This is a genomic window from Cerasibacillus sp. JNUCC 74 (genome assembly GCF_053667775.1).
The window spans coordinates 4,144,095-4,167,622 of record NZ_CM132207.1; the positions used below are offsets into that span (position 1 = coordinate 4,144,095).

Below are 23,528 nucleotides of genomic sequence, written 5' to 3' on the forward strand. Positions count from 1 at the left end.
TAGAAAACGATGGTTTATTTGTGATTCCACATATATCACTTTTTCCTCATAAAAAGTATAAAACATAAATAAATGTAAAAAACTATTGTGCGTTACTTATGGTACGATTCATAGAAACGATTTAAAAGTAGCGAAATGGCTTTTTTACAGCAAGTAATCCTTTGTATCTCCAAACGGCTTATTTAATACTTAACCACTAAGGGAGTATGCAGATAGATCTGACAACAAAAATAATCACCCTGCGCCGTGACGGGCTAGTAGGGTGATTTCTATTTGTTTCACCAACCATTTCAATGATAAGCCAAAAAAATCCTTGCATAAGCTTCCTCGCGCAAGGCTATCTTTTCCCAATGTTAACTGCATCCTTTACCGAACACCTAGCCCATGTACACACTTTCGCATGTATTTGCCTGTGGTTCGTAATAACAATGTAACTTGTATTGCCCTGCAAATGGTTGGTCGTACCATGTAGGGGGGCACGGTGCATAGGGATTAAAATACCATAGCGCATACTTGGATGGATGCTCTCTCCAGTAATCTAATACTCTTTTGGCTAATCTCTTTTCTACACCTCTCGCTCTGTTGTAGAAAACATTTCCTTTTTGTACAGCTTCGAAAGAGTAATTGCCTCCCTGTATTTGAAAAATCACATCGTATATGGACCTTAAATCTTTAAAGTCTAAACAATTAGCAACTAGTCGGTTTACAATGACATTACCAACCATCAGCATCCCTAGCTGGCCTTCACCTTCAGCCTCTGCCCGCATCATCCTTGCCACTAAAGCCACATCACTATCTGTATATGCTACCCTTGGCATTTTATCACCTCTAAAGATTATATGAGGAAATTTGGGAAAAATGATTACTGATATCATTTTATATATGGGTTTTGTTTGGGCTACTTCTGGCTGATTGTATTCATTAGCTCGTATTCGTCCCCATTCTTACTAATATGGTCTGTAATATGGATATTTTTTCCATATATTCAAAAGACCTCATTTACTTTGTGATACGGTTCACCGTGATGATTTAAGAGGCAAAAAATAGACACTGGTATATTAATTCCAGTGTCTTCGACTTTTACCAAAATATGTATATTTTATACCTTTTATAATTTCGGCATACTTTCTACTTTGTTTGCCTTATAATAAGTTAATCCATATTTACGACATAAATCATCTACTTTTTCTTTATCACCTAGCCATCTACACATTAATGGTTGCCTAAAGTAATTTTGGTGTGTAGCCTCTCTATTCGGAAAAGTAAAGCGTTCAAATTGTAAAACTTTTTCATTATCTTTATTTACCCAGATTAATGGATTATCACTTGAAGGCTTAATATTAAATAAATCTCTTAAAATAGGTGAAGGATACATCATCGTATTTCCATATATAAAAACACTTGTTCCTACAAGTTCATTCGTCAAACAGACTCCTGTACTCTCCAAGAACTCTTCTTCAATAATAAACAATTCTTTCCTCTCTGAAATACACGTCGAGACTAGTCCACCCGTATTTAAAGATTTTGTTATTGATAAATCCTTAACTAGTACATTATTATTTACTAATTTTGCTGTTTCGGTAAAAACAATTCCATCTCTACTACCGATTGGATACCAAATTACCCCACCTATAATGTACATATCTTCAGGCACATTTTTTTCTAAAATCCCATTTAAATAAGGCTTCCCTTTCGATATAGTACTTTCGTCCATAAATCTTTTAAGTTCATTCTCAATATCCCATTCATTATCATAAGTAACCTGTGGTATTTTTGAAATTACCCAAGCATCATCCATATTTAATAATACTTGAGCTTTTATAGATAAAGGGACATTTCCCCATCTTCCTTTTTTTTCTTCCGCATACAGTATCTCCATGTCCAACTCACTATCAGATTGTGGGTAAAGCATAGAGTCACCCGGTCTACTTCCTTTACCTATTGAAGACTTTTGGCGTTTTGATGTCTTCTTCTCATTCTGCAAAAAATATTTAATATCATCATTAGATTCATAAGTAATATTTTCCATTATGCTTAAAAATCTTTTTGCTGAAAAACTAACATTAGATTCACTAAAAAACATTGGTGGATTAGTAGGAAGCTCGTAATCAATCTCTTTTGCTGTGTATTCAATTTCTATGTCTTTTACATTTTTAATAATTGAAAATAATTGTATCTTTCTAGATAAATTATTTGTCTCAATATACTCTTTTTCTATACATGGATATATAACATTAAATCCATCAATATTTTCTTGAGACCACCTTTCCGACATTAATAAAAGAAATTCTTTCTGTTCATCAGTATATAACTCCCAAGAATCCAATATGAATTTGAATAAATCCGGATATCTTTCAACTATTAATTGTAAACCTTGTAAGCAAATTTCAATTCTATGAATATTCCTAGTTAAAATTTGTTCTATAAAAATATTACAAGCTAATTCCGCAACATTTTTGGGAATCAGTAAATTACTAATTGATGGTTTTATTAACTCCGAACTAAAATTCAAATGGCCACATCCAGTAAACCATTTATAATGACATTTCAATTCCTCGTCAAACATTAATTTTAAAAAGTCAGTGGATAATAGATTTCCTGCATATTGTAATAAAAATCCCATATTAGAACTACAAGTATAGTAATGGTCATTATCATCTAGATTTTTTTATTATAGTCAGCCAAAACCCACAAAATATCCTCTTCAAATACATCTACAAGTTTTTCGACAATATTTGTGCATCCGGACTGTTCCCAAGCATAATTTTCTAGTCTAGTTAGAGTAAATTCCATGAATTTTGAAGCTATTTTTTTAGAGTTTTCATCGCGCTTTTCGATTATATCCCAAGCAATATCAATAGAATCCCACTTAATAAATGGATCCTGTTCATATTCCAAAAAGTGAATAATCTCATCTGTATTCATTTCATTTAGGCTTGATTCTAATTTCTCTTTCTCCAATTTTCTCTTTTGACTAAACTCTCTTTGGTTTTGTACTTCATAATCATGCTTATTTTCTTGATGCAGTGCAATTTTTACGTGTTCTGGTGATAAATGTGCTAATAAACTCTCTATTTCATCAACTTGTATCTTTTTTCCCTTGTTTACACATTTAAAATAAATATTCTTTAATCCTATCCTGTCTTCATTGTTGTACCAAGATAATATTCCACAACTTAATATCCAAATCGAAATTATTTCTTCAATGTCTGTCGAGTTTTCCACCATCTCAAAGAGCTGGTCATACATTATATCTAGCGAAAAACGGAACTCTTCATCTTGTTGCCTCAACTTCCATATGTCATTAATTCCGCATTTTGCTGCGGCTGAAGCAATTTCTTTTTTTATATCATACGAAGCTCTATTACTCCCTTTAATATCTGCTATGCTAGATAACTGATATAGTTCTAAACCTCTAGACTGCCATTCATTAGGATACTTTTTAATGATCTTTTTGAAATACTTTAATAGTGGCCATAAGGCATATTCTTTATGATCTACATAGCTAACAACATCCCATTGTAGCTTTTTATCAATTTCATCCATGAGTTCAGGAACTACGATTTTTCCATATTTTCTAAAACACTCATGCGTTTCTTCATAATTACTTTCTATGAACAGCTTTTCACCATTTTCCCCGTATAATTCTAATAGGTATTCTCGTACTGTATCATTTTTTTCATTTTTAGTTAAAAAGTCCAAAATAATAGCCTTATAATGCATTCCTAATAGATTTCTATCAAACAAATGTGTTCTTAATAAGTTGTAAAGGTACTCTGTTTCGATTGTTGTTAAAAGATTACATTGGTTTAAAGATATATACAACAGTAACTTAAATCCTTCATTATAATTAAAGGTTCTTACTCCACGGGTCTCATACTCAAAAAAGTCCTTATAGCTTTTTATTAATAGATTTCTTGTATTAGTGCTTGTGTTTTTATCATTATTAAACTCTCTTATAGCTCTACCTATCAAAAAACCATGACGGGTCAGATTTCTTAAATATCGGAAGTCTTTATCTTCATCTCTTTTTTCAACATCCTGTATTAAATTATTTATGACACCAAGACCCACTAAAATATCCTTATTATACTCTTGGTAGCCTACTATAATTGATAGGAGTATAGCTTTAAAACTAGTATCATTCGTAATATATTTAATCTTCTCTATCCCTTTTAAATCTAATACTGGTGGAATCTGATTATTAATTATTAAGCAGACATGGGCTAATAAGACATCATTTGAAGTTTCTCTTTCTTCAGCTATACTTACTAAAATCTTATTATAGTTGTCAATCTGCTTATTAAATAAAATATTCATTAGATTCTTTTCTATACAGTTGTAAGAAACACCACCATTATAAATAGTTTCAAGCGCCTTATCAGTTTCGTTCATTATAATTAAATTTTCAAAGTAAGTGTCATTAAATAGTAAAGAAACACGAATTTCTTCGTCCGTTTGCTTAGATTTATCTATCTTAGTAAACCCCTTGTTAAATTTAACAGCTAAATATGCCCAATTAGTTACTATTTCATCTAACAAATTTTGATCCCATAACACACTTTCTTCTTCTGATAGAATTGTTCTAACAAATGATGACGGTGTGAGATCCTTCATCCATAGATTAAAAATTGAGCTTGCTCTAGAATAAGATACAGGATCTTTATAAGATAATAAATCTATACAAAATTTCAACATGAGTAGATAGTTTTCTAGATTTTCTCGTCTTAAATCATCTGCTTTTAATTCATAAGTGCTTATTGTCTTCACATAAGATTTATCTTCTAATTTATATTCTTTTTCATAATACTCATAATAACGATAATGCTGGTACATAGTGTGTATCGCAAGATAAACACTATGATATCTTCCCCAATCCCTAGATTCTATGGCAGATTGGTAAGCCAAGGATCCATATTCTTGCAATCTCCTTCTCGACAAACCATTGGCCAGCGAGTGAATTACATAATCTACATTAAAAACTCCTGATATTAAATCCTTCCTATCTGCACTGATTAATAAGGGTATTAAGTTATTTAAACTTGATAAACTATAATTATCCCCCATAAAATATTCAGCTAATTGAAATGCAATACTCCTATACTTAGCACCGCTGCTGTTATTAGCCATTAAAAAAACTCTAAAATCATTATGAAATATTGCGTATTCATCATTACTTATTTTCTGTACCAAAGGAAATAGTAACTCTAATAATTCATCCCAATCATCTTTTTGTAAATTCACTTTAATTGCTTTACTTAATATCTCGGAATTGACTCTTCCATTTAATAAAATAATCGCACTTGCTACTACTTTATCCGGAAAGGGAAATCCTAAGTTCTTTTTATTTAAATAATCTGTTACATATTTCCATATATGACCATAGTAATTTGTAATATCACCACTCACATATTTTTCATCTAATATTCTTTTAAAGTCATCAAGTGTAGTACAATATCTAGCTTCTTCTATTGCAAATGCTACTGATAAATTATTTCCAAGGGTTTTTTCATAAATAAATTCAGATAAAATATTAATATCTATATTGAGCTTTATGCCTTTTTGTTCTATCAATTATAATGGACCCAAGATTTTAGACAGCAAGAAAGGATATGTTAAGGTAGGTTTATGAAACAAAAAAGGAAACGATATTCACCAGAATTTAAAGCACAAGTTGTATTGGAAATTCTTAAGGAAGAGAAGTCTTTAACTGAGCTGTCCTCTGAATATGGGATTCATGTTAATCAGCTGCGGAAATGGAAAACACAATTTCTAGAACAAATGCCGCAACTGTTTCAAAAGCAGAACAAGGATCAAGAAAAGATGAAAGCTGATTATGAAGAACAAATTGAAAATCTATACGCTGAAGTAGGCCGATTAACCACGCAATTGTCGTGGCTCAAAAAAAAATCTGGCATCTACCACAACTAGGCAAGAACGTGTGAATATGATCGAATGGCAAGACTCAGAATTATCCATTACAAAACAGGCAGAGCTATTAAGCCTTAACCGTTCAAGCCTTTATTATAAACCAGTCGGGCCTTCAGCAGAAGATGTAGCCATCAAGCACCGTATCGATGAAATTTATACAAAATACCCATTTTATGGGTCTCGTAGGATAACAGCACTGCTAAACCAAGAAGGAGTGAATATCAATCGCAAAAGAGTACAACGTCACATGCGAGAAATGGGGATTCAAGCTGTTTATCCGGGTCCAAATTTAAGTAAACGGAATCTACAACATCGAATTTATCCATATTTACTGAAAGGAGTGAACATTAACTATCCAAATCACGTTTGGAGCATTGACATTACCTACATTCGACTCCAACGAAGCTGGATGTACTTAGCAGCGGTTATTGACTGGTATTCCCGCTATGTCATTAGCTGGGAGCTGGATCAATCCCTAGAAATTGGATTTATCCTAGATGCCGTTCAAAGGGCCTTCTCTATAGCTAAACCCGTTATCTTTAATAGTGATCAAGGCAGCCATTTTACCAGTCCCAAATATATCAATCTACTAAACTCTAAGGAAGTTCAAATCAGCATGGACAGTAAAGGACGTGCTTTGGACAATATTATCATAGAACGTTTTTGGCGCAACATAAAGTACGAAGAAGTATATCTAAAAGATTATGAAAGTCCAAGGGAGGCTAGAATAAATATAAGAGATTACATTGATTTTTTAATTACAATCGCCCTCATCAATCGCTAGATTATAAAACACCATCATCAGTTTATTTTAATTAAACAGGTTCGTCATTGCCCTTCCCATCTTTGAGAAATTATCTTTCATGCGACAGAACCTGTCAAGGGAGAATACGCCCTTGACAGAACCTGCCACATGAAAGGCATGGTTGGCAAGATGGGAAGGAGCAAAACTCAATGCACCTTAAATTTATAAAAAAGTTGTCTTGACGATGGGGTCCACTTTAAATTTCCACTCAAAATATATTATAATAGTATTGAAATAGTTTTTAACATAACCGTTTACGTTAGGAGATGAATTTCAGATGAAAGCGTTAAGATGGCATAATGCTAAAGATTTAAGACTAGAAAATATCGAAGAACCTACTGTAAAAAAAGGTGAAGTAAAACTTAAAGTTGAGTGGTGTGGAATTTGTGGAAGCGATTTACACGAATATACAGCCGGCCCAATTTTTATTCCTAAGGAAACACCACATCCATTAACTGGAGATAAAGCTCCGATTGTTATGGGGCATGAATTTTCTGGACAAGTTGTTGAAATTGGTGAAGGTGTAACCAAAGTACAAGTTGGTGATCGTGTTACAGTAGAACCAATTTATAATTGCGGAAAATGTGATGCTTGTAAACAAGGGAAATATAATCTTTGCGCAGATATGGGATTCTATGGTCTTGCTGGCGGTGGCGGTGGGTTTTCTGAATTCACTTCTGTTCCAGAACACATGCTGCATAAACTTCCAGAGAATGTATCATATGAACAAGGTGCACTTGTTGAACCGTCAGCTGTTGCTCTTCATGCTGTGAAACAAAGTAAACTACAAGTTGGTGATAAAGCAGCCGTATTTGGAACTGGTCCAATTGGTTTATTAGTGATTGAAGCCTTAAAAGCAGCAGGTGCAGCAGAAATCTATGCAGTTGAATTATCTGAACAACGTAGACAAAAGGCAGAAGAGCTTGGAGCCATCGCAATTGATCCAAATAATGGTGATGCCGTACAACAAATTCAAGAGCTTACAAGTGGCGGGGTAGATGTTGCTTATGAAGTCACTGGGGTACCACCTGTTTTAAAACAAGCTATCAATTCAACCAAATTTAATGGAGAAACAATGATTGTTAGTATTTTTGAAACAGAGGCTCCGATTCACCCACAAAATATCGTGTTGAAAGAACGTACTTTAGCAGGAATTATCGGATACCGTGATGTGTTTCCAGCTGTTATTAGTTTAATGGCACAAGGTTACTTCCCTGCAGATAAATTAATAACGAAACGTATCACACTTGATGAAGTAATAGAAGAAGGATTCGAAGGTCTACTAAAAGAAAGAAATCATATAAAAATCTTAGTAAAAGCTGAGTAGTTTAATTAACCGGAATCTTATTATAGGATTCCGGTTAATTGTAATTGGAATTTGATTATCAATAATGGACTTATTATGTTTACTTTCTCCGAAATAGTTGTATGTTTTATTAACTTATACAAATTGTGCTAACAAGTATGAATCTCAAGACAATACTACTCAAAATCAAATTTACCTTGCATTTAAAGCAAGTGCTCTCTTATGCTGATAAAAAAGAGGCTGGGACAAAACCCCAGTAAATAGAAAGGACACCTTTTGATAAAATTAAAGTTACCATACAATAATTAATCACAAAAGAGGTGTCCTTATGTTTAAACATTATACCATGAATCAAGTTGTTTTGCCGCTGGATTTGGAGATTAAATTACAAGAAAATGATATTGCTTTTGCGATACATGATTTAGTAGAAAGTATTCCTGATGAAGTATTCCAAGAATTTGTACGTCAAACCGGTCGACCAGCCTATCATCCACGGATGATGTTAAAAGTTATATTGTGCGGGTATACGCAGTCCGTCTTTTCCGGTCGTAAAATAGAAGCCTTATTACAGGACAGTGTTCGTATGATGTGGCTAGCGCAGGGTTACGAACCAACCTACCGCACCATTAATCGCTTTCGTTCCAATCCCCTCATCGAAGACATCCTCCGTGAATGCTTCGTACAGTTTAGAAATCAATTAGTGGAGAAGGAATTGATAGAGGAAGAAGCAATTTTTATTGATGGAACGAAGATTGAAGCCAACGCCAATAAGTTTACCTTTGTTTGGAGGAAGTCCACCGAAAAATATAGTGACAAGCTGACGGAAAAGTCGAATCAGCTTTACGAGGAGTTGTTAGAAAAAGAAATTATTCCAGCAATCGAGCGAGAAAACAATGAAGAATTATCCGTTCAAGAGATGGAAAAAGTAGTAGAAAAGTTAGGCGAAAAAATCGAGGAATACGATGAAAGAATAGACGCTTGTGAAGTTGGCAGCGAGCGTAAAAAAATCCGTTCGGAACGCAAAATTCCAAAACAAGCTCGGAAGCAGTTTTCAGATTTCATCGTGCGTAAACAAAAATATGAAGAAGATATGGAGATATTCGGTGACCGCAATAGCTACTCCAAGACGGATCCGGATGCGACATTTATGCGCATGAAGGACGACTACATGAAGAACGGTCAATGGAAAGCTGGTTATAATGTACAGATAGCGACGGAAGGTCAATACGCACTTGCTTACGATGTTTTCCCGAACCCAACGGATACACGCACGTTGATCCCTTTTCTCGATACCATTGAAGAACACTTTTTTGAACTGCCGGATCATATTGTGGCGGACGCAGGATACGGTAGCGAACAGAATTATGAAGATATTATCGAAAATCGAAATAGAATTCCACTTATTACGTACAATCAGTATCGAAAGGAGAAGAAAAAGAAACACAAAGAGAATGCTTTTCATGTAGACAACTGGGAATACGACGAAGAAGAGGATGCATATCTATGTCCAAACGGAAGAAAAGTACGATTTAGCCACCATTCGAAACGAACAGATAGATACGGATTCAAACGAGAATTTAAAGTCTACGAATGTGAGGACTGTTCAGGTTGTCCACTCCGCAATCTATGCACGAAAGCAAAAGAAGGAAACACCCGAAAAGTCTTCATCAATGAAAAGTGGGAGTCTCAAAAAGAATATGTACGTACCAAGCTTTCAGACGAAAAAACTGGTGAAATTTACGGGAAACGCAAAATAGACGTGGAACCAGTGTTCGGATTTCTGAAGGCTAATTTGGGTTTCACTCGTTTTTCCGTCAGGGGAAAACAGAAGGTGACCAATGAATTAGGCTTTGCATTGATGGCGGTGAACTTGAGAAAGTTCACCGTCAACAACCCCAATCTAGAGACCGATAATGATAAATTTGACTCAAAAAAGGATCCTAGCAAAGTTTTGATTGCTTGGATCCTTTTTAATTACTGTTTTCGGCTAGTTATGTCCCAGCCTCTTTTTTATTATTTCTTAAGTATTTGTACTAGAGTTTTTAGGAATGTGTATAATGGACCCAAGATTTTAGACAGCAAGAAAGGATATGTTAAGGTAGGTTTATGAAACAAAAAAGGAAACGATATTCACCAGAATTTAAAGCACAAGTTGTATTGGAAATTCTTAAGGAAGAGAAGTCTTTAACTGAGCTGTCCTCTGAATATGGGATTCATGTTAATCAGCTGCGGAAATGGAAAACACAATTTCTAGAACAAATGCCGCAACTGTTTCAAAAGCAGAACAAGGATCAAGAAAAGATGAAAGCTGATTATGAAGAACAAATTGAAAATCTATACGCTGAAGTAGGCCGATTAACCACGCAATTGTCGTGGCTCAAAAAAAAATCTGGCATCTACCACAACTAGGCAAGAACGTGTGAATATGATCGAATGGCAAGACTCAGAATTATCCATTACAAAACAGGCAGAGCTATTAAGCCTTAACCGTTCAAGCCTTTATTATAAACCAGTCGGGCCTTCAGCAGAAGATGTAGCCATCAAGCACCGTATCGATGAAATTTATACAAAATACCCATTTTATGGGTCTCGTAGGATAACAGCACTGCTAAACCAAGAAGGAGTGAATATCAATCGCAAAAGAGTACAACGTCACATGCGAGAAATGGGGATTCAAGCTGTTTATCCGGGTCCAAATTTAAGTAAACGGAATCTACAACATCGAATTTATCCATATTTACTGAAAGGAGTGAACATTAACTATCCAAATCACGTTTGGAGCATTGACATTACCTACATTCGACTCCAACGAAGCTGGATGTACTTAGCAGCGGTTATTGACTGGTATTCCCGCTATGTCATTAGCTGGGAGCTGGATCAATCCCTAGAAATTGGATTTATCCTAGATGCCGTTCAAAGGACCTTCTCTATAGCTAAACCCGTTATCTTTAATAGTGATCAAGGCAGCCATTTTACCAGTCCCAAATATATCAATCTACTAAACTCTAAGGAAGTTCAAATCAGCATGGACAGTAAAGGACGTGCTTTGGACAATATTATCATAGAACGTTTTTGGCGCAACATAAAGTACGAAGAAGTATATCTAAAAGATTATGAAAGTCCAAGGGAGGCTAGAATAAATATAAGAGATTACATTGATTTTTATAATTACAATCGCCCTCATCAATCGCTAGATTATAAAACACCATCATCAGTTTATTTTAATTAAACAGGTTCGTCATTGCCCTTCCCATCTTTGAGAAATTATCTTTCATGCGACAGAACCTGTCACATGAAAGGCATGGTTGGCAAGATGGGAAGGAGCAAAACTCAATGCACCTTAAATTTATAAAAAAGTTGTCTTGACGATGGGGTCCACTTTAATTCTTTAATATCTTCTTTTAACAGAGGTGGCATCTGTAAATGTTCCACATTTTCTGTATCTGTTTTTATCCAAAATGGATATTGTTCATATAATTGAGCTGGTTGACCTACAATTACAAATACCACACCTTCTGGAATTTCATCTGGGCTGAATAAACTATGCAAAAAAATTATCTCATTATTTGCTCTCGCTGCATGATCGATACCATCAATACAAATGATTACTTTTTCAACTGTTTTTTTATATAAAATTTCAGCTAAACGAATAACCTCTTTTCTCATTTGTTCAACGGAACATAATGCGTTAGTAATTGGAACATTATATTTTTTTAATTCTCCTTTAAAGTATCTTCTTAATTGAATCAATAAATCATTCCATAAAGATTCTGGCTTACATAAACCTGAATCAACATCATAAAATCTTTGTTCGGGAGAAATCGGTTTAAAAGTATGATATCTAGCATTAAAAAGGTTATGTTTTAATTGTAAATAACTTATAAGGCTAGTTTTACCACTTCCCGGATCACCGGATATCCAAACTACCTTCCGATCCTTTTCTTTTATATTTCTAATTACATTTTCAGCAAATTCTTCACGGCTTTTAAAAAATGGCGTCGGAAAAGGTAATTCATGCTCACCATGCTCTTTATCAAAATTTAGTGATAGAGCATCATAAACATCCTCTAGTGTTACTTTTACTTTATTTCCCCTTCTAGTAGTTGTCCAAATCCTGAGATTGGAACAAAGCTTATCAAACAACCCTTTAGCAATCATTAAATTACAATTAAATGTATCTTGTAGAGATTTCAGCATAGAATTTTCTAATTCCTCTAATGAACCTTCATTACTTCTCATTACAAATGATTTTAAAAAACCTAATTCTAAAAATTCTTCACCTATTGATGATTTAAATTCATTCCACTGCACTGCTAAATCTCTATCATCAATTAATTTTTCAATTTCCACAATTGATTTTGATTGTTCTATATATGACTTTATTACTTGAATAAATTCATTTAAAGGTAAAGCACTATACTTCTCACCATCAAAAGTTCGTGTAGTTCTATTTATCCCTAAACTTCTATTGGTATATAAGACGGGTGTAATAGTCTTAACACCATTTTCCCTAGCTTCTTTCCAACCACTTGCTAATGCTCTTATTAAACTAATTTTGGTACTTCCACTTCCCCTAGTAGTTGTTTCTATTAATTTTGAAAATGTAAGATTTCCCTTTCCTGCATCTCCAACCTCATGCTTAACTTGAAAACACACTTCTTCAATATTGCCAATTCCAACAACTACATCATCAATCGTATTATGAATATCTGATTGAAAAATCACATATGAAATATTGCTATCCGGATTAATCATTTCTATAACTCGTTGTAAGCCCACGTACCATTCGTACCAGTATGGATCTCCAATTCCCGGTGTTGACATTTTATCACCTCTAAGATTGGTTTTATTCTACTTCACTATCCAACATCCAAACCCTCTTAATAGGAATCTCCTTCTTAATTTCATCACTAAGCTTTTCGTAGTTCTCAAAGATTTGTTGAATAATAGTTTTCGAGTCCCAAAGACGAACTTTAAAGAACTGCTTAGGAATTTCTTTCGTAACAGATGATTTAAATCCACTCCATGAAACTAACAAGCCGAATTCAGCACTATAATTGCTCATAGTTCCAATTAATTGGTCCAGAGTAGGTCTATCAAGAGGCGTGTCAGATGTTTTTACTTGAACACAAATTTTTGGATCTCCAAAACCAAGTGTATTGGAAGCCGCTAGTATATCTACACCGTGATCCGCACCCTCTGGACTTCTATACGTAGTAAATCCTTTTGCTTTCAAGATTTCCTCAACCAAGTTTTCCATCTTATGTCCTTTAAATCGTTGAATAATCCTCTCAGAAATTTGGTCATAAATATATTCTTCTAAATCAATCGAAACCGTTTCTTCATTCTCCTCTACTAGTTCCTTCACATTCTTATTTTTTGGTACATACCAATTATTGTTACGCATTGCTCTTATACGTTCTTCTGCATTATTTCTATGTATTTTGCATACCGTCATAAAGGCTCCTAGTGAATATAATATATCCTGATCAAAACGATCCCTTGGTATATCTTTTGCAATCCAGTTTACATTTCGATAATGATAATAGGGACTTCCAAGTAATTCATCATACACATAATCACCCGTAACTTCACCTATATGTATAGTACGATTAAATTTAGAGGGCAATACAACTAAATCTCCAAGTTCCATTGAATGTGCTATAGGCCAAATTTGAGAAGCCCAATTTATTGCTGTTTTTTCTTTATCCAGATCATAATGTTGTATTAAGCTTTTATATAGGCTTTCTTTAGATTCAATTATTTTTAGATTGATATTAAGGTCATCCCAGGTAAGATAGACTCTTCCATCATCTAGGAATTTATTTTCAAATTCTCCTTGTTTACCTGCACGAAATAACCAAACTGTCATTTTAAAACCTCCTCTGATAAACCCATCCAAATCATATTCATTTCCTAAATTTCTTATCCCTTCTTAAATACTATTATAACATTCTTAATAAACCAAATTATGGTATGGGAGCTATCGCTAAATATTCAAATACTAGAAATACCACTAGAAAGAATACAAAAAGAAGGCAACATCCTGTAAAGATGTCCCCTTCTTATCATTAATTATTAAGTAAAAGCTCAAGAAATTTCTTTGACTGTCTCTTTAGCACAAACATTTAACACAATTTCATCATTTAAAACCGTATCGATATCCTAATATATTACGTGATACTTATAAGTAGAAAAATTTCTATAGTAGGTTATAATGTATATTACATCTTTAATTAGTTGTCTAATGAATTGCAATAAGCCAGCATTTTAAAATGCTGGCTGTTGTAATCTCTTCTGATAGTCCGCACGCTTTTGTGAAAGCTAATTAGTATGAGTAGAAAGAAAAAACAAATACGAAATATATTTTTCATCTTTTTATACAAAAACTTTTTTACTTAACTCAGTACGGGATTTGTGTAAAAACTTTAGGTTTAGTTAGGTAATTTATACGAATCGCAAATTCTAATTAGATAAAGAGTCTAAGTTCTTGTACCAAGATTCTTTATTTCGGGTTTTATTAATCTTCCTCTGAATTCTGCTTAATACCAATACCATAATGATCTAAACCCATGGTTAATAAAAGGTTTACAAGCACATTGATTTTCATAGATTTATCTTTGCTTAATTGCTTAATTGTCTTATATAGATTTTCTGTTAAAAAGAACGTCTTTTTTTCTGAAAGTGAATCTTGATGTATTTCTAAGTAATCCCTAAATAGAGTTAAATACTTATCCCTATTTTCATCGCCGTAATCTCTACGATTTTCCTTTACTTTAATGTAAGGTTTATCTTCTTTTAACCGCTTAATCGTTTTAGTAATATCTCTTGTTAGTGATTTTTCTTTGACAATACCTCTATACACCCACTCAAAACTTTTTTCATCGTATTCAACAGCTGCATTAGTTAATTTTAATTTTAATTGTGTTGGACTCATTCCTAGTTGTTCTGCTAATTCTTCCAATTTTTGACCTTCGTTCAGTCTTTCAATAACCTCTTCAATTAACATTGACATACCTCCTCAAAGTTTTAAATATTATAACTTTGAAAAGGTCATATTCTAATAATTATTGTTGATTTATTTGAATAAATGCACTTTATATTCCTATCGATTTCCCATTAAATACTTTTATTATGACGGTCAAATTCTTTTCAAGTTTGGAATGAATTTTTGTCCTATTCCGATAATAATCCATTCCTAATCTACATTCGATCGTAATTGGAATAAATTTCAATCCAATTTATGTTTGATTCTCAGTAACCTATAGTCTTTCTTGTGTTTCTAATTACAGTTTCATAACCTTAATTGGGTATACCATAACATACCCAATTGAGGTTATGAACAAACTCATAGCCCTTACATCGAACAATCCCTGATATTATCGCTTTTTTGCAATATAAATCCGCACGAAATACACAACAATAATACTCTAAGAAAATCTAAAATGACTTAATATCAATGATTTTTTTGGACCAATTTTGACAATAGTCTTACGATAGTAAAACAGATTTAAAACCACTCAATATATTTATAACTTTTAGAGTGTGCTTGTTCTCTTTGAAACAAAAAGAATTATTTTAGACAAAACTATGAGAGCTACAGCACATACTGGAACAGTTACTGGCAATAGAAATAGCGTATAAATTGACGCCCGCCTTATATTTCGACAAATTTTATACGAATTATAGAGAGTCAAGGACCAAAAATGAATGTTCCCCAAAAATGGAAGAGTGGCGGAAAAAATAAAATGACAACGGTTAAATTACCTAACAGGCCAAGTTTCCCAACTATTTTAGTAATTGAATCAACTTCATTAAACCTTAATAAAACCCAACCCATACACGCGACAATTAAACCTATAACACTAATTAAATAAAAAGTAATAAAGGGTGAACTTAGTAAGGAAACGCCGATAAAATCACTTGATACCGCAAGTAATAAGAGTATAAATCCTAACCAACTACACAATCTCACAAATATCTTTTCCAAAAAACTCACCCCATTAAGCAAAATCAATCTTTTGGTTTTTTCGCTTGTTTGAATTAAACAAATTTTTTCTATTGTAACATGCGCCAAATAAAAAATCTTTCCAGTTAATAACTCATAGAACTATTTCAAATGTTTAGGACATTATGTCCTAAACATCCTCGTTACTAGGACTAGTTACTATCATCTATAACGTTTACCTAAGTCTATTTTTATAGGATAAAGAGAGCTTGTTTGATATAGAAAAATTAAATAGGAAACGATTAATAGTATCCAACATTCGAAACAAAAAGAGATGACCACTGTCCTTTGACAGCAGCCATCTCCTATTCTGTTTCTTATATACTATGCATACCAATCATTCCCCCGTCTGGAAAGATTAATCGATTACTTTCATCAAACTTTAACTCCTCTTTTGCAGAGAAAAAATAGAAGGAATCACCACTTCCCATCTTCTCTACTTCCTCTTTGTACCGGATTCGAAAAATAGCTTGTACCTCCTCTAAAGACTCTGCATCAATTACTGTAAATAATTCATCCTTTTCCTTCGTACTTTTTACGACGTAGTAAGATTCCATGTTCTACTCCTCCATTTCATTCATTTTTATAAAATAAAAAACATCGATAAGAGTGCTAACGATCGTAATCGCCGCACATCTTACCGATGATTTTTAACCAATTCTATGGACCCAAAAGGCCTTTAATTTTGTTATTGATTAGGTAAAAGTAAATAAAAATGATCATTACATTATTATTCTAACTTGTAACATTCTGTATTTTAAGCCTTCTTGTAACTATCTTCAAAATCTATTTTTTTAAAACATCTTTGAATTTGAATGTTATGAATGTATAAGGTTAATTGAAAGAAGGAAAATGCTAGTGTAACTAAATAACGCTTCACTTAACAATAACGAAGTGGGAGTAAAAATAGGCTAAACAAACTGTATATCCCACTCCATTCCACTAAATATCAAGCATTGTTCTTATTCATGCCTTTAAATTGGACATTTATGACCATGAACTGTCCAGTTAAGGAAATGGAGTATACATTTGATATTTATTGTTTCATAATAGATTGTAAATAGCTTAGTATGTAATAATGAATCATACGAATCCAAAGCAAGGTGAAGTAAATGGACTTCTTTAAACTTATTTTTTATATCAATGCGATGGCAATCAGTCTGAATGTAGCAGCAACCTATTTAGTTATTGTAAATCTGATTTTAAATCAACCAATACACCCTTTTTTAATTTTAGGTTTAATTGTTGGTTATGGAGTGATGATTAAGTACAACTTCGTGTTTCATAAACTGTGGGATAAATGGTTTAATCATAAGAAGTAAGAGTGGAATAGTATCCAATAATACTCTTTTTCTTAGATTTATTGAAAGTGAAAGAGGTGTTCAGAAGTGGACTATTTCATGCTGTTGCGAAATGAAAATGTATCAGATTTAGACGTATTTTTAAAAACACATGACGTGAATGAGGAAATAAATGAACAAAGCCTCTTATATTGGGCGGTTCATGAAAATAATTTCACATTTACCAATAGGCTTATTCATCATGGTGTCGATGTCAATAAGAAAGATAAACTAGGTAGAACTGCACTTCACATTGCCTGCTATTTTGGTTTTTATGATATTGCAGAACTTCTATTACAACATGGTGCAGTAGCAGATACTACCTGTTTTAAAAGGGCATCTAGTGGCTGGGATGGCCATTATCAATCAGAAATAATAGAATTGCTTAAGGAGTATGTTTAGTAACTAAATCAGAAGCTAAAATTACCGATATAATAGTATAACAAGGAAGTGGGAGAAACACAGTTATCAACAACTCTACATATGAAAGGTGGGTAATTGATGAATAAACCTAGAGATAACAAAGAGTTCTGTCCATATTGCAATGCTGATCTGCAAGGAAAAGATATCCCGGAAAAAATACGTCATCACTATGGTAGTGCGACGCACGGTTCACGAAAGATTGCAATTTATAGTCGTGAGGAAGACCGAACCCTGAAGTGGCAGTGTCCTGATTGTGGAGGGGAATGGGAGCAATGATTGGAGAGACTACATCTCAGCTAACAAATGTGAAGGCCGGCTTTTACTTGTTGTATTCATAATTGAACAGCTTCAGCTAATATAGCTTGTCTTATAGTCCAATGAAGGGCATTTTTTGTAACTACATCAATACTTATACCAAGCATATCTTCCAGTTCATGCTTAAACCGAATCAGATCAAATAAACTTCTTTCTGGATCAATATCAACTAGTAAATCATGGTCGCTATTTTGTCCACCTTCCAATCTTGCTACCGAGCCAAATACTCGTATGTTATCAATCCCATGCTTCTTTCCAATTTTTATGATTAATTCACGCTTTTCTTTAAGAACGTCACATAACACCGTTCATCCCTCATTTTTTGCCCACTTAAACCTGTCCATTCAATTCTACGCTACCTATAAATTCCTCATACTCCATGTCATCTTTATCTTGATTGCACTTAATGCAAGTACAAACACAGTTTTGTGGGGTGCTTAAGCCGCCTTTTGCTCTGGAAACTTTGTGATCAATTGTATCAACGTATGCGATGTTCTTTATAATCCCGGCAAAATAATTTCCATTCCAATTATCTTCCAATACGCAATAATATGTTTCAAAATATGGTTTACTCAATATTAATACTAAATTTTTCTGAGGATATTATATCAAAAATGGCGGTAATGGTATATTATCGCAGCAAAAAATCCTTGCTGAATTATCAAGAAACTTGAACAAATGGAAACAAAAATATGGCGTCAAGCGAATTGAGTTGTTCAGTTCATATAGTCGCGAATAGCAAAATGAATCAAGCATATTGATTTAATCGTTGAGTTTAACGATTCGGACCTATCTTTTGATCATATATAGAATTAAAATTTGAACTTGAGGATTGTTTTCAGAAGTCGATAGATTTGATGATAGTAAATGATATTAAACCTGCTAAAACAGAGTATTCTAGGGAGTGCAATATTTGCAGAAGAAGCCTAGATTGTCATGGAATTATTAGCAAACCTAGATAGTAAAGAGATCCAATTACTGATAAGATTCATTCGAGAAGAAATGGAATACTATTAAACTCAAAAGTCTTTGAAGAAATTTCTTTAAAGTCTTCTATGTCATTTATTTCGCTACTTGCGTTCGTTAAGAATATAAATATACATACATGCAGAAAATATCAGCATTCCAAAACTAATAACACCTAACCCCATTCCAATCCATCTACCTATAAAAAAGGAACTAAGTAAAACGGACACAAAGAATACAATTGTTATATTTGCAGCTCTTGTTTTGTCTTTTACTATTAGTAAACTAAATACAAATACCACCATATTCGCAAGAAAGCCTATCAAAATTGGTATTAAAATATCCATTTTATCTTTCTCCTACCTTTATTTAAAATATATATACTTACTTCCATACTAAAGTATAAATAATGGGTAGTGAAGATATATATCTAAGATTAGAGCCTTGTTGAAATCTAGCGTTATGTGTATTCAATTCCAACTCTTATAGTTAAAAATAGTAATAAATATCTATAAATATGATGTTGAAAATATAAATAAATTTTGAAATAATGAAGTTTGCAAATCTGGAAAGGAGTCGTGATAGATCTTGAAGAAAAAAATCTTTCTAGCTGGATTAATAGCGATGATTTTAGCTGTTATGACCGCATGTGGTTCTGAACCTAGTAGTGATGCAGCAAATGAACAGGACACAGAAGAAACCGTAGAAGAACAACCAAATGATTATTCTACAGATCCAGAAAAACCAATTGTATCGAATGGATCTAATTCAAACAGTGAAGACACCACTGTAAATAAAAATAGCACCCAGTCCATTGAAAATGATACTAATACGTCCGAAACCAATGATAGTAATATAGAAGCAGACCCTTCGAATAATCAAATAAAGGAAGAAAGCATTCATCTTTCTAGCGGAAGTGAAGCAATTCAATATTTGGCAAAGGAATTAGAAATGGAAAATAATGAGGATATTATTTTTGATGACATGGGTGGTTCCTTAGAAGAAGATGCACAAGGTTCTTATTACACGATAACATTATATTCAAAAGAACTGAAAGAAGCTGGTGGTTCTGGTACCCTCGAAAGTTATAAAGTGTATCAAAACGGAAAATATGAACTACAATGATGTTTCTGTTAGAATGGAACTATAGGTGGATCAAAAAATCCACCCTAACTTCTCCTACAAAGTTAAACGGGTGGATTTTATTTTTCTTTATTGAATTCATAAACAACTAACTATTATAAAAGCAGTTTCTGTTGGACAATTCGAATAAAGTGATGTTCTTTTACTTTATTATCAACGATTTCATAGACATACACTTTACTCTTAATAGCCTCATAATCCTCTTCTACCGATTGTCGTTGGAATTGTTTGATATCATTCGTTACGACAATTAAACGACTTTCTCCATCTGCTTCTTCACTAATAAAATCAATTAATCCGAAAGAAGGCTGTTTTCGAATATTTATTCTACCTTGACTCAATTCATATTCTTCTATTACATGTAAATAATCATCTGATATAACTCGACCACATTCTACATTAGTAGGCGTTACTTTAAATTGAGCAATTCGCTTTACTGGTTTTAATTGAATCGAACGTTCTCGATCTATCTCATTCAAACGTTCTTTACTTCGATCTTCCATCTCATCTATTTGAGTATAGGTTTGATTAATTAAAGCACTGTTTTTACCACCGACATTTTCCTCTTGATATTTTTGTAAACGTTCTTGCAGAGTCTCCATTTGATTTTCAAATGATTTTCTAAGGAAAACACGTTTTCTATTAGTGTATTCCTCGCGCTTTCTTTGTGTAGTTTTTAGTAATTTTCTAGCTTGTTGAATGACATATCGTTTAATATCTTGATCCTCATTCTCATAGGTCTTGATTACTTCTAAGGATTGGTGAAAAAGTAAGTATGGTGATATTTGGACAAACTCACCATTTTCACGTTTACCGGTTAACATCAACTTCTGCTCCAGCTCTCTACCATTACCGTCAATAATCGAAACTTGATTTAACTCCATAATCATTGGTTCCGTTATGGAAGCATTTACTTCATATAACGGCAGAATGGTTTGCTGCATTTCTTTTGCGGTTAACTTCATGACTAAGTTAAACAATGGATCATCGTTCTCGATCATTGGGAGTTTATCCGTTTCTTTTGCTGAGGTAAGAGCAAAGCGTATGGAGTTATCAAATTGAAACATCAACTTTTGATCACGAGCAAAGTCACGAATACGTTTTGGGAAACGATCAATCCGAGCTATGGTTTGGTCATTCGATACACTCATTCGTGTTCTAGTATTTTTTAATCCATTAACAACAAAACGTCCATAAAAGCGTGTTGGAACACTATGCATGGATACTTCATCAAATGAACGCTTCGCACCTGGCAAATCAAAATTGTCGTCTAAACGTTCATTTTGGGCAAGTTCAAGCAGTCGCTTATGTTCTTCTGATAATGTTTTTTCCATATGCTCGATGATTTCATCTAAATTTTCACGATCTAAGATGGCTTTTTCCATAACGGAAGATAAATCTGCTTGTTTATCCTCTAGAACTTCGCCAACAAAGTCATAGACTAGATCTTGTCCAAGGTCTTCACGCATTTGTTCCATTTTCGTTAACAATCTTGTTAACACATCACCTTCACGAGTATTAGTGGCAACTAAGTTAAATACAAATACTTCATTTTTCTGACCAATACGATGAATTCGCCCCATCCGTTGTTCCAATCGATTTGGATTCCACGGAATATCATAATTTATCATTTGGTTACAAAATTGTAAGTTGATGGATTCACCACCTGCATCGGTAGCAATCATAATTTGAACGTCATTTCGGAACTTCTCGACTTCCTCTTGTCTTCGGTCCATCGAAAAGTCTCCAACAATTTTAGCTATATCCGGTACATAGGCTTTTAGTTTCTTCTCAAGATAATTTAATGTATCTTTGGATTCAGTAAAAATCAAGATTTTTTCACCTTTTGCCAATAAACCGCCTGCACCAAACAATGTCTTTTCTAGCTCTAAAAATTTTCGTTCATTTTCATTTTGTCTGATTACATTTGCTTTGCGAATCAATTGATCCAGCATTTCGATTTCTGTTTGTAATTCATCATAGTCTAGTTCTTCAAATTCACCCTCGGCATATTCCTCTAGTAACTCCTGTTCTTCTAACGATATATCTTCGTAATCTTCATATTCTAGCATGATTTGTTCTGCTTTTTGCCCTGTTTCTAATACACGTTGTAGTCGTTCTTTTCGTCGTACTAAAGAAAGATAAATTGCTTCGGTTGAAGAACTTAACCGTCTTTGTAAAATCATCATAGCAAAAGCAACATTAGGTTTATTGTTTTTCTTCGCCCGATTAAAATAGTGCCGAACATATTCTGTGACCGCATCATATAAATCAATTTCTGCTGGACTTAAGTTAAATCCTAGTGTTTTTGTCGTACGTTTAGGGAACAACGGCGTGCCATCAAAATTAACCATATTTTCCTTTAAACGACGAATGACATAAGGGTTACTTTTTTCAAAAATGGAGTCCCCTCGATTGAGATTAGAAAATATATCCGGATCAATTAGACTCATTAAGTGACGAAAATTCTCTTTGTCTCCTTTATGCGGAGTTGCGGTTAATAGCAAGGTGTGTTCTGTATGCCTTAATAAAGTTTCTCCAAGTTGAAACATTTTTGTACGCTTCACTTTTCGTTTCTTTTGACCAACGGTATATGCTGCCATTTTATGCGCTTCATCCACAATCACTAAATCAAATTGAGCATTTATAATCATATTTTTAATGTCCTCACGAGAAGCCCAATACATCGATACAATGATTTGTTGGTGCATCTCAAATGGATTCATCTCACCGGATGCTTTTAAATAATCACGGGTAATGATTAAAAAATCCTCATCAAATTTTTCTTTTAACTCTGCTTGCCACTGTTTCAACACAAGAGGTGGTACTAAAATTAATGTTTTTCGAACCATATTTCGGGCTTTTAGTTCTCGAATTAGCATTCCTGACATAATCGTTTTACCAGCACCAGGATCATCCGCTAGCAGAAAACGTACTTGTGGAGCTTGAAGCATTTTGCTATAGACAGCTTCGATTTGATGCGGAAGAGGGATCATATTCTTATTCCCACGCGCTCTTGATTGGGAATATTCTCGTTCCGTTTTTAATACATGATATTGCAAATAATGCTGAAAACGATCCTTTAAATTGTCCGATGCGTCTTCTTCAGAATATCGCTCCACTTCATACAGCTGATAACTCTCCAGATAGTTTTCAAAGAATTGATTGGATTCTCGTCCAACTGCTTCTACTAGATATAAATCTTCATCTATCGATTCAATATGTTTAATTTGAACCGGCTCTGGCCAAAAGGAAGTTCCTACAATTTCCCCTTTTTTAAGCACAATTACA

The 23,528-nt window shown here is 33.6% G+C and carries 19 protein-coding genes and 1 pseudogene; 8 read left to right on the forward strand and 12 right to left on the reverse strand.

The window, feature by feature from the left end:
• Positions 1-377: 377 nt before the first annotated feature.
• The 3 genes from JNUCC74_RS18260 to JNUCC74_RS18270 form a co-directional block, all read right to left on the reverse strand.
• On the reverse strand, positions 378-818 hold the full coding sequence (locus JNUCC74_RS18260) for a cell wall hydrolase (RefSeq protein WP_077318817.1): 441 nt from the start codon (positions 816-818) through the stop codon (positions 378-380).
• Positions 819-1,108: 290 nt separating this feature from the next.
• Positions 1,109-2,623 carry a hypothetical protein gene (locus tag JNUCC74_RS18265; protein WP_454066409.1) on the reverse strand — a complete coding sequence of 505 codons (1,515 nt, stop codon included), beginning with the start codon at positions 2,621-2,623 and terminating at the stop codon, positions 1,109-1,111.
• Between the two features lie 35 nt (positions 2,624-2,658).
• A complete protein-coding gene (locus JNUCC74_RS18270) occupies positions 2,659-5,574 on the reverse strand; it encodes a hypothetical protein (protein WP_454066410.1) in 2,916 nt (971 codons plus the stop codon).
• 54 nt (positions 5,575-5,628) lie between these two features.
• On the opposite strand from JNUCC74_RS18270, the pseudogene JNUCC74_RS18275 reads away from it, so the two are divergent.
• The 4 genes and pseudogenes from JNUCC74_RS18275 (at position 5,629) to JNUCC74_RS18290 (ending at position 11,271) form a co-directional block, all read left to right on the forward strand.
• Positions 5,629-6,750: pseudogene (locus JNUCC74_RS18275) on the forward strand (IS3 family transposase).
• 263 nt (positions 6,751-7,013) lie between these two features.
• Positions 7,014-8,063: a 2,3-butanediol dehydrogenase gene (locus tag JNUCC74_RS18280; protein WP_061786664.1), complete on the forward strand. Its 1,050-nt coding sequence runs from the start codon at positions 7,014-7,016 to the stop codon at positions 8,061-8,063.
• Between the two features lie 307 nt (positions 8,064-8,370).
• On the forward strand, positions 8,371-10,152 hold the full coding sequence (locus JNUCC74_RS18285; protein WP_454066411.1) for an IS1182 family transposase: 1,782 nt from the start codon (positions 8,371-8,373) through the stop codon (positions 10,150-10,152).
• Positions 10,149-11,271 (forward strand): IS3 family transposase gene (locus JNUCC74_RS18290; RefSeq protein ID WP_454066412.1). Its coding sequence is split into 2 segments (ribosomal slippage): positions 10,149-10,423 and positions 10,422-11,271, totalling 1,125 coding nucleotides; the frame shifts between segments, so codons are not numbered across the junction. The genes JNUCC74_RS18285 and JNUCC74_RS18290 overlap by 4 nt, the downstream gene beginning before the upstream one ends.
• Before the next feature lie 101 nt (positions 11,272-11,372).
• Here JNUCC74_RS18290 and JNUCC74_RS18295 read toward each other — a convergent pair.
• From JNUCC74_RS18295 to JNUCC74_RS18315, 5 genes are all read right to left on the reverse strand, one after another.
• A complete protein-coding gene (locus tag JNUCC74_RS18295) occupies positions 11,373-12,866 on the reverse strand; it encodes an ATP-binding protein (RefSeq protein ID WP_454066413.1) in 1,494 nt (497 codons plus the stop codon).
• Positions 12,867-12,888: 22 nt separating this feature from the next.
• A complete protein-coding gene (locus JNUCC74_RS18300; RefSeq protein ID WP_454066414.1) occupies positions 12,889-13,914 on the reverse strand; it encodes a restriction endonuclease in 1,026 nt (341 codons plus the stop codon).
• A 648-nt stretch (positions 13,915-14,562) separates the two neighbouring features.
• Positions 14,563-15,051 carry a hypothetical protein gene (locus JNUCC74_RS18305; RefSeq protein ID WP_454066415.1) on the reverse strand — a complete coding sequence of 163 codons (489 nt, stop codon included), beginning with the start codon at positions 15,049-15,051 and terminating at the stop codon, positions 14,563-14,565.
• A 684-nt stretch (positions 15,052-15,735) separates the two neighbouring features.
• Entirely contained in the window at positions 15,736-16,119 is a 384-nt protein-coding gene (locus JNUCC74_RS18310) for a hypothetical protein (protein ID WP_454066416.1), read from the reverse strand.
• Between the two features lie 248 nt (positions 16,120-16,367).
• Positions 16,368-16,607: a hypothetical protein gene (locus JNUCC74_RS18315; protein ID WP_100332640.1), complete on the reverse strand. Its 240-nt coding sequence runs from the start codon at positions 16,605-16,607 to the stop codon at positions 16,368-16,370.
• 555 nt (positions 16,608-17,162) lie between these two features.
• Here JNUCC74_RS18315 and JNUCC74_RS18320 point away from each other — a divergent pair.
• The 3 genes from JNUCC74_RS18320 (at position 17,163) to JNUCC74_RS18330 (ending at position 18,089) form a co-directional block, all read left to right on the forward strand.
• Positions 17,163-17,372: a hypothetical protein gene (locus tag JNUCC74_RS18320; protein WP_454066417.1), complete on the forward strand. Its 210-nt coding sequence runs from the start codon at positions 17,163-17,165 to the stop codon at positions 17,370-17,372.
• Between the two features lie 66 nt (positions 17,373-17,438).
• Positions 17,439-17,792 (forward strand): ankyrin repeat domain-containing protein, encoded by a 354-nt coding sequence (locus tag JNUCC74_RS18325; RefSeq protein ID WP_454066418.1) that lies wholly within the window; start codon positions 17,439-17,441, stop codon positions 17,790-17,792.
• A 99-nt stretch (positions 17,793-17,891) separates the two neighbouring features.
• Positions 17,892-18,089 carry a hypothetical protein gene (locus JNUCC74_RS18330; RefSeq protein ID WP_100332643.1) on the forward strand — a complete coding sequence of 66 codons (198 nt, stop codon included), beginning with the start codon at positions 17,892-17,894 and terminating at the stop codon, positions 18,087-18,089.
• A 56-nt stretch (positions 18,090-18,145) separates the two neighbouring features.
• Here the strand turns inward: JNUCC74_RS18330 and JNUCC74_RS18335 are convergent, their stop codons facing one another.
• The 3 genes from JNUCC74_RS18335 to JNUCC74_RS18345 form a co-directional block, all read right to left on the reverse strand.
• Positions 18,146-18,433 (reverse strand): nucleotidyltransferase family protein, encoded by a 288-nt coding sequence (locus JNUCC74_RS18335; protein ID WP_454066419.1) that lies wholly within the window; start codon positions 18,431-18,433, stop codon positions 18,146-18,148.
• A gap of 25 nt (positions 18,434-18,458) precedes the next feature.
• A complete protein-coding gene (locus JNUCC74_RS18340; protein WP_332849204.1) occupies positions 18,459-18,704 on the reverse strand; it encodes an HNH endonuclease in 246 nt (81 codons plus the stop codon).
• Between the two features lie 494 nt (positions 18,705-19,198).
• Positions 19,199-19,441 carry a YesK family protein gene (locus tag JNUCC74_RS18345; protein WP_100332646.1) on the reverse strand — a complete coding sequence of 81 codons (243 nt, stop codon included), beginning with the start codon at positions 19,439-19,441 and terminating at the stop codon, positions 19,199-19,201.
• Between the two features lie 241 nt (positions 19,442-19,682).
• Between JNUCC74_RS18345 and JNUCC74_RS18350 the strand changes: the two genes are divergently transcribed.
• Positions 19,683-20,219 (forward strand): hypothetical protein, encoded by a 537-nt coding sequence (locus JNUCC74_RS18350; RefSeq protein ID WP_441163014.1) that lies wholly within the window; start codon positions 19,683-19,685, stop codon positions 20,217-20,219.
• Positions 20,220-20,332: 113 nt separating this feature from the next.
• On the opposite strand, the gene JNUCC74_RS18355 is transcribed toward JNUCC74_RS18350, so the two are convergent.
• Positions 20,333-23,521 carry a DEAD/DEAH box helicase gene (locus JNUCC74_RS18355; protein WP_454066420.1) on the reverse strand — a complete coding sequence of 1,063 codons (3,189 nt, stop codon included), beginning with the start codon at positions 23,519-23,521 and terminating at the stop codon, positions 20,333-20,335.
• Positions 23,522-23,528 lie beyond the last annotated feature (7 nt).

Excerpts from the sequence above, each read along its gene's own strand:
- JNUCC74_RS18305 (WP_454066415.1), bottom strand. The coding sequence starts at position 15,051 with ATGTTAATTGAAGAGGTTATTGAAAGACTGAACGAAGGTCAAAAATTG.
- JNUCC74_RS18265 (WP_454066409.1), bottom strand. The coding sequence starts at position 2,623 with ATGGGATTTTTATTACAATATGCAGGAAATCTATTATCCACTGACTTT.
- JNUCC74_RS18345 (WP_100332646.1), bottom strand. The coding sequence starts at position 19,441 with ATGGATATTTTAATACCAATTTTGATAGGCTTTCTTGCGAATATGGTG.
- JNUCC74_RS18285 (WP_454066411.1), top strand. The coding sequence starts at position 8,371 with ATGTTTAAACATTATACCATGAATCAAGTTGTTTTGCCGCTGGATTTG.
- JNUCC74_RS18295 (WP_454066413.1), bottom strand. The coding sequence starts at position 12,866 with ATGTCAACACCGGGAATTGGAGATCCATACTGGTACGAATGGTACGTG.
- JNUCC74_RS18320 (WP_454066417.1), top strand. The coding sequence starts at position 17,163 with ATGGACTTCTTTAAACTTATTTTTTATATCAATGCGATGGCAATCAGT.
- JNUCC74_RS18315 (WP_100332640.1), bottom strand. The coding sequence starts at position 16,607 with ATGGAATCTTACTACGTCGTAAAAAGTACGAAGGAAAAGGATGAATTA.
- JNUCC74_RS18300 (WP_454066414.1), bottom strand. The coding sequence starts at position 13,914 with ATGACAGTTTGGTTATTTCGTGCAGGTAAACAAGGAGAATTTGAAAAT.
- JNUCC74_RS18260 (WP_077318817.1), bottom strand. The coding sequence starts at position 818 with ATGCCAAGGGTAGCATATACAGATAGTGATGTGGCTTTAGTGGCAAGG.
- JNUCC74_RS18280 (WP_061786664.1), top strand. The coding sequence starts at position 7,014 with ATGAAAGCGTTAAGATGGCATAATGCTAAAGATTTAAGACTAGAAAAT.
- JNUCC74_RS18330 (WP_100332643.1), top strand. The coding sequence starts at position 17,892 with ATGAATAAACCTAGAGATAACAAAGAGTTCTGTCCATATTGCAATGCT.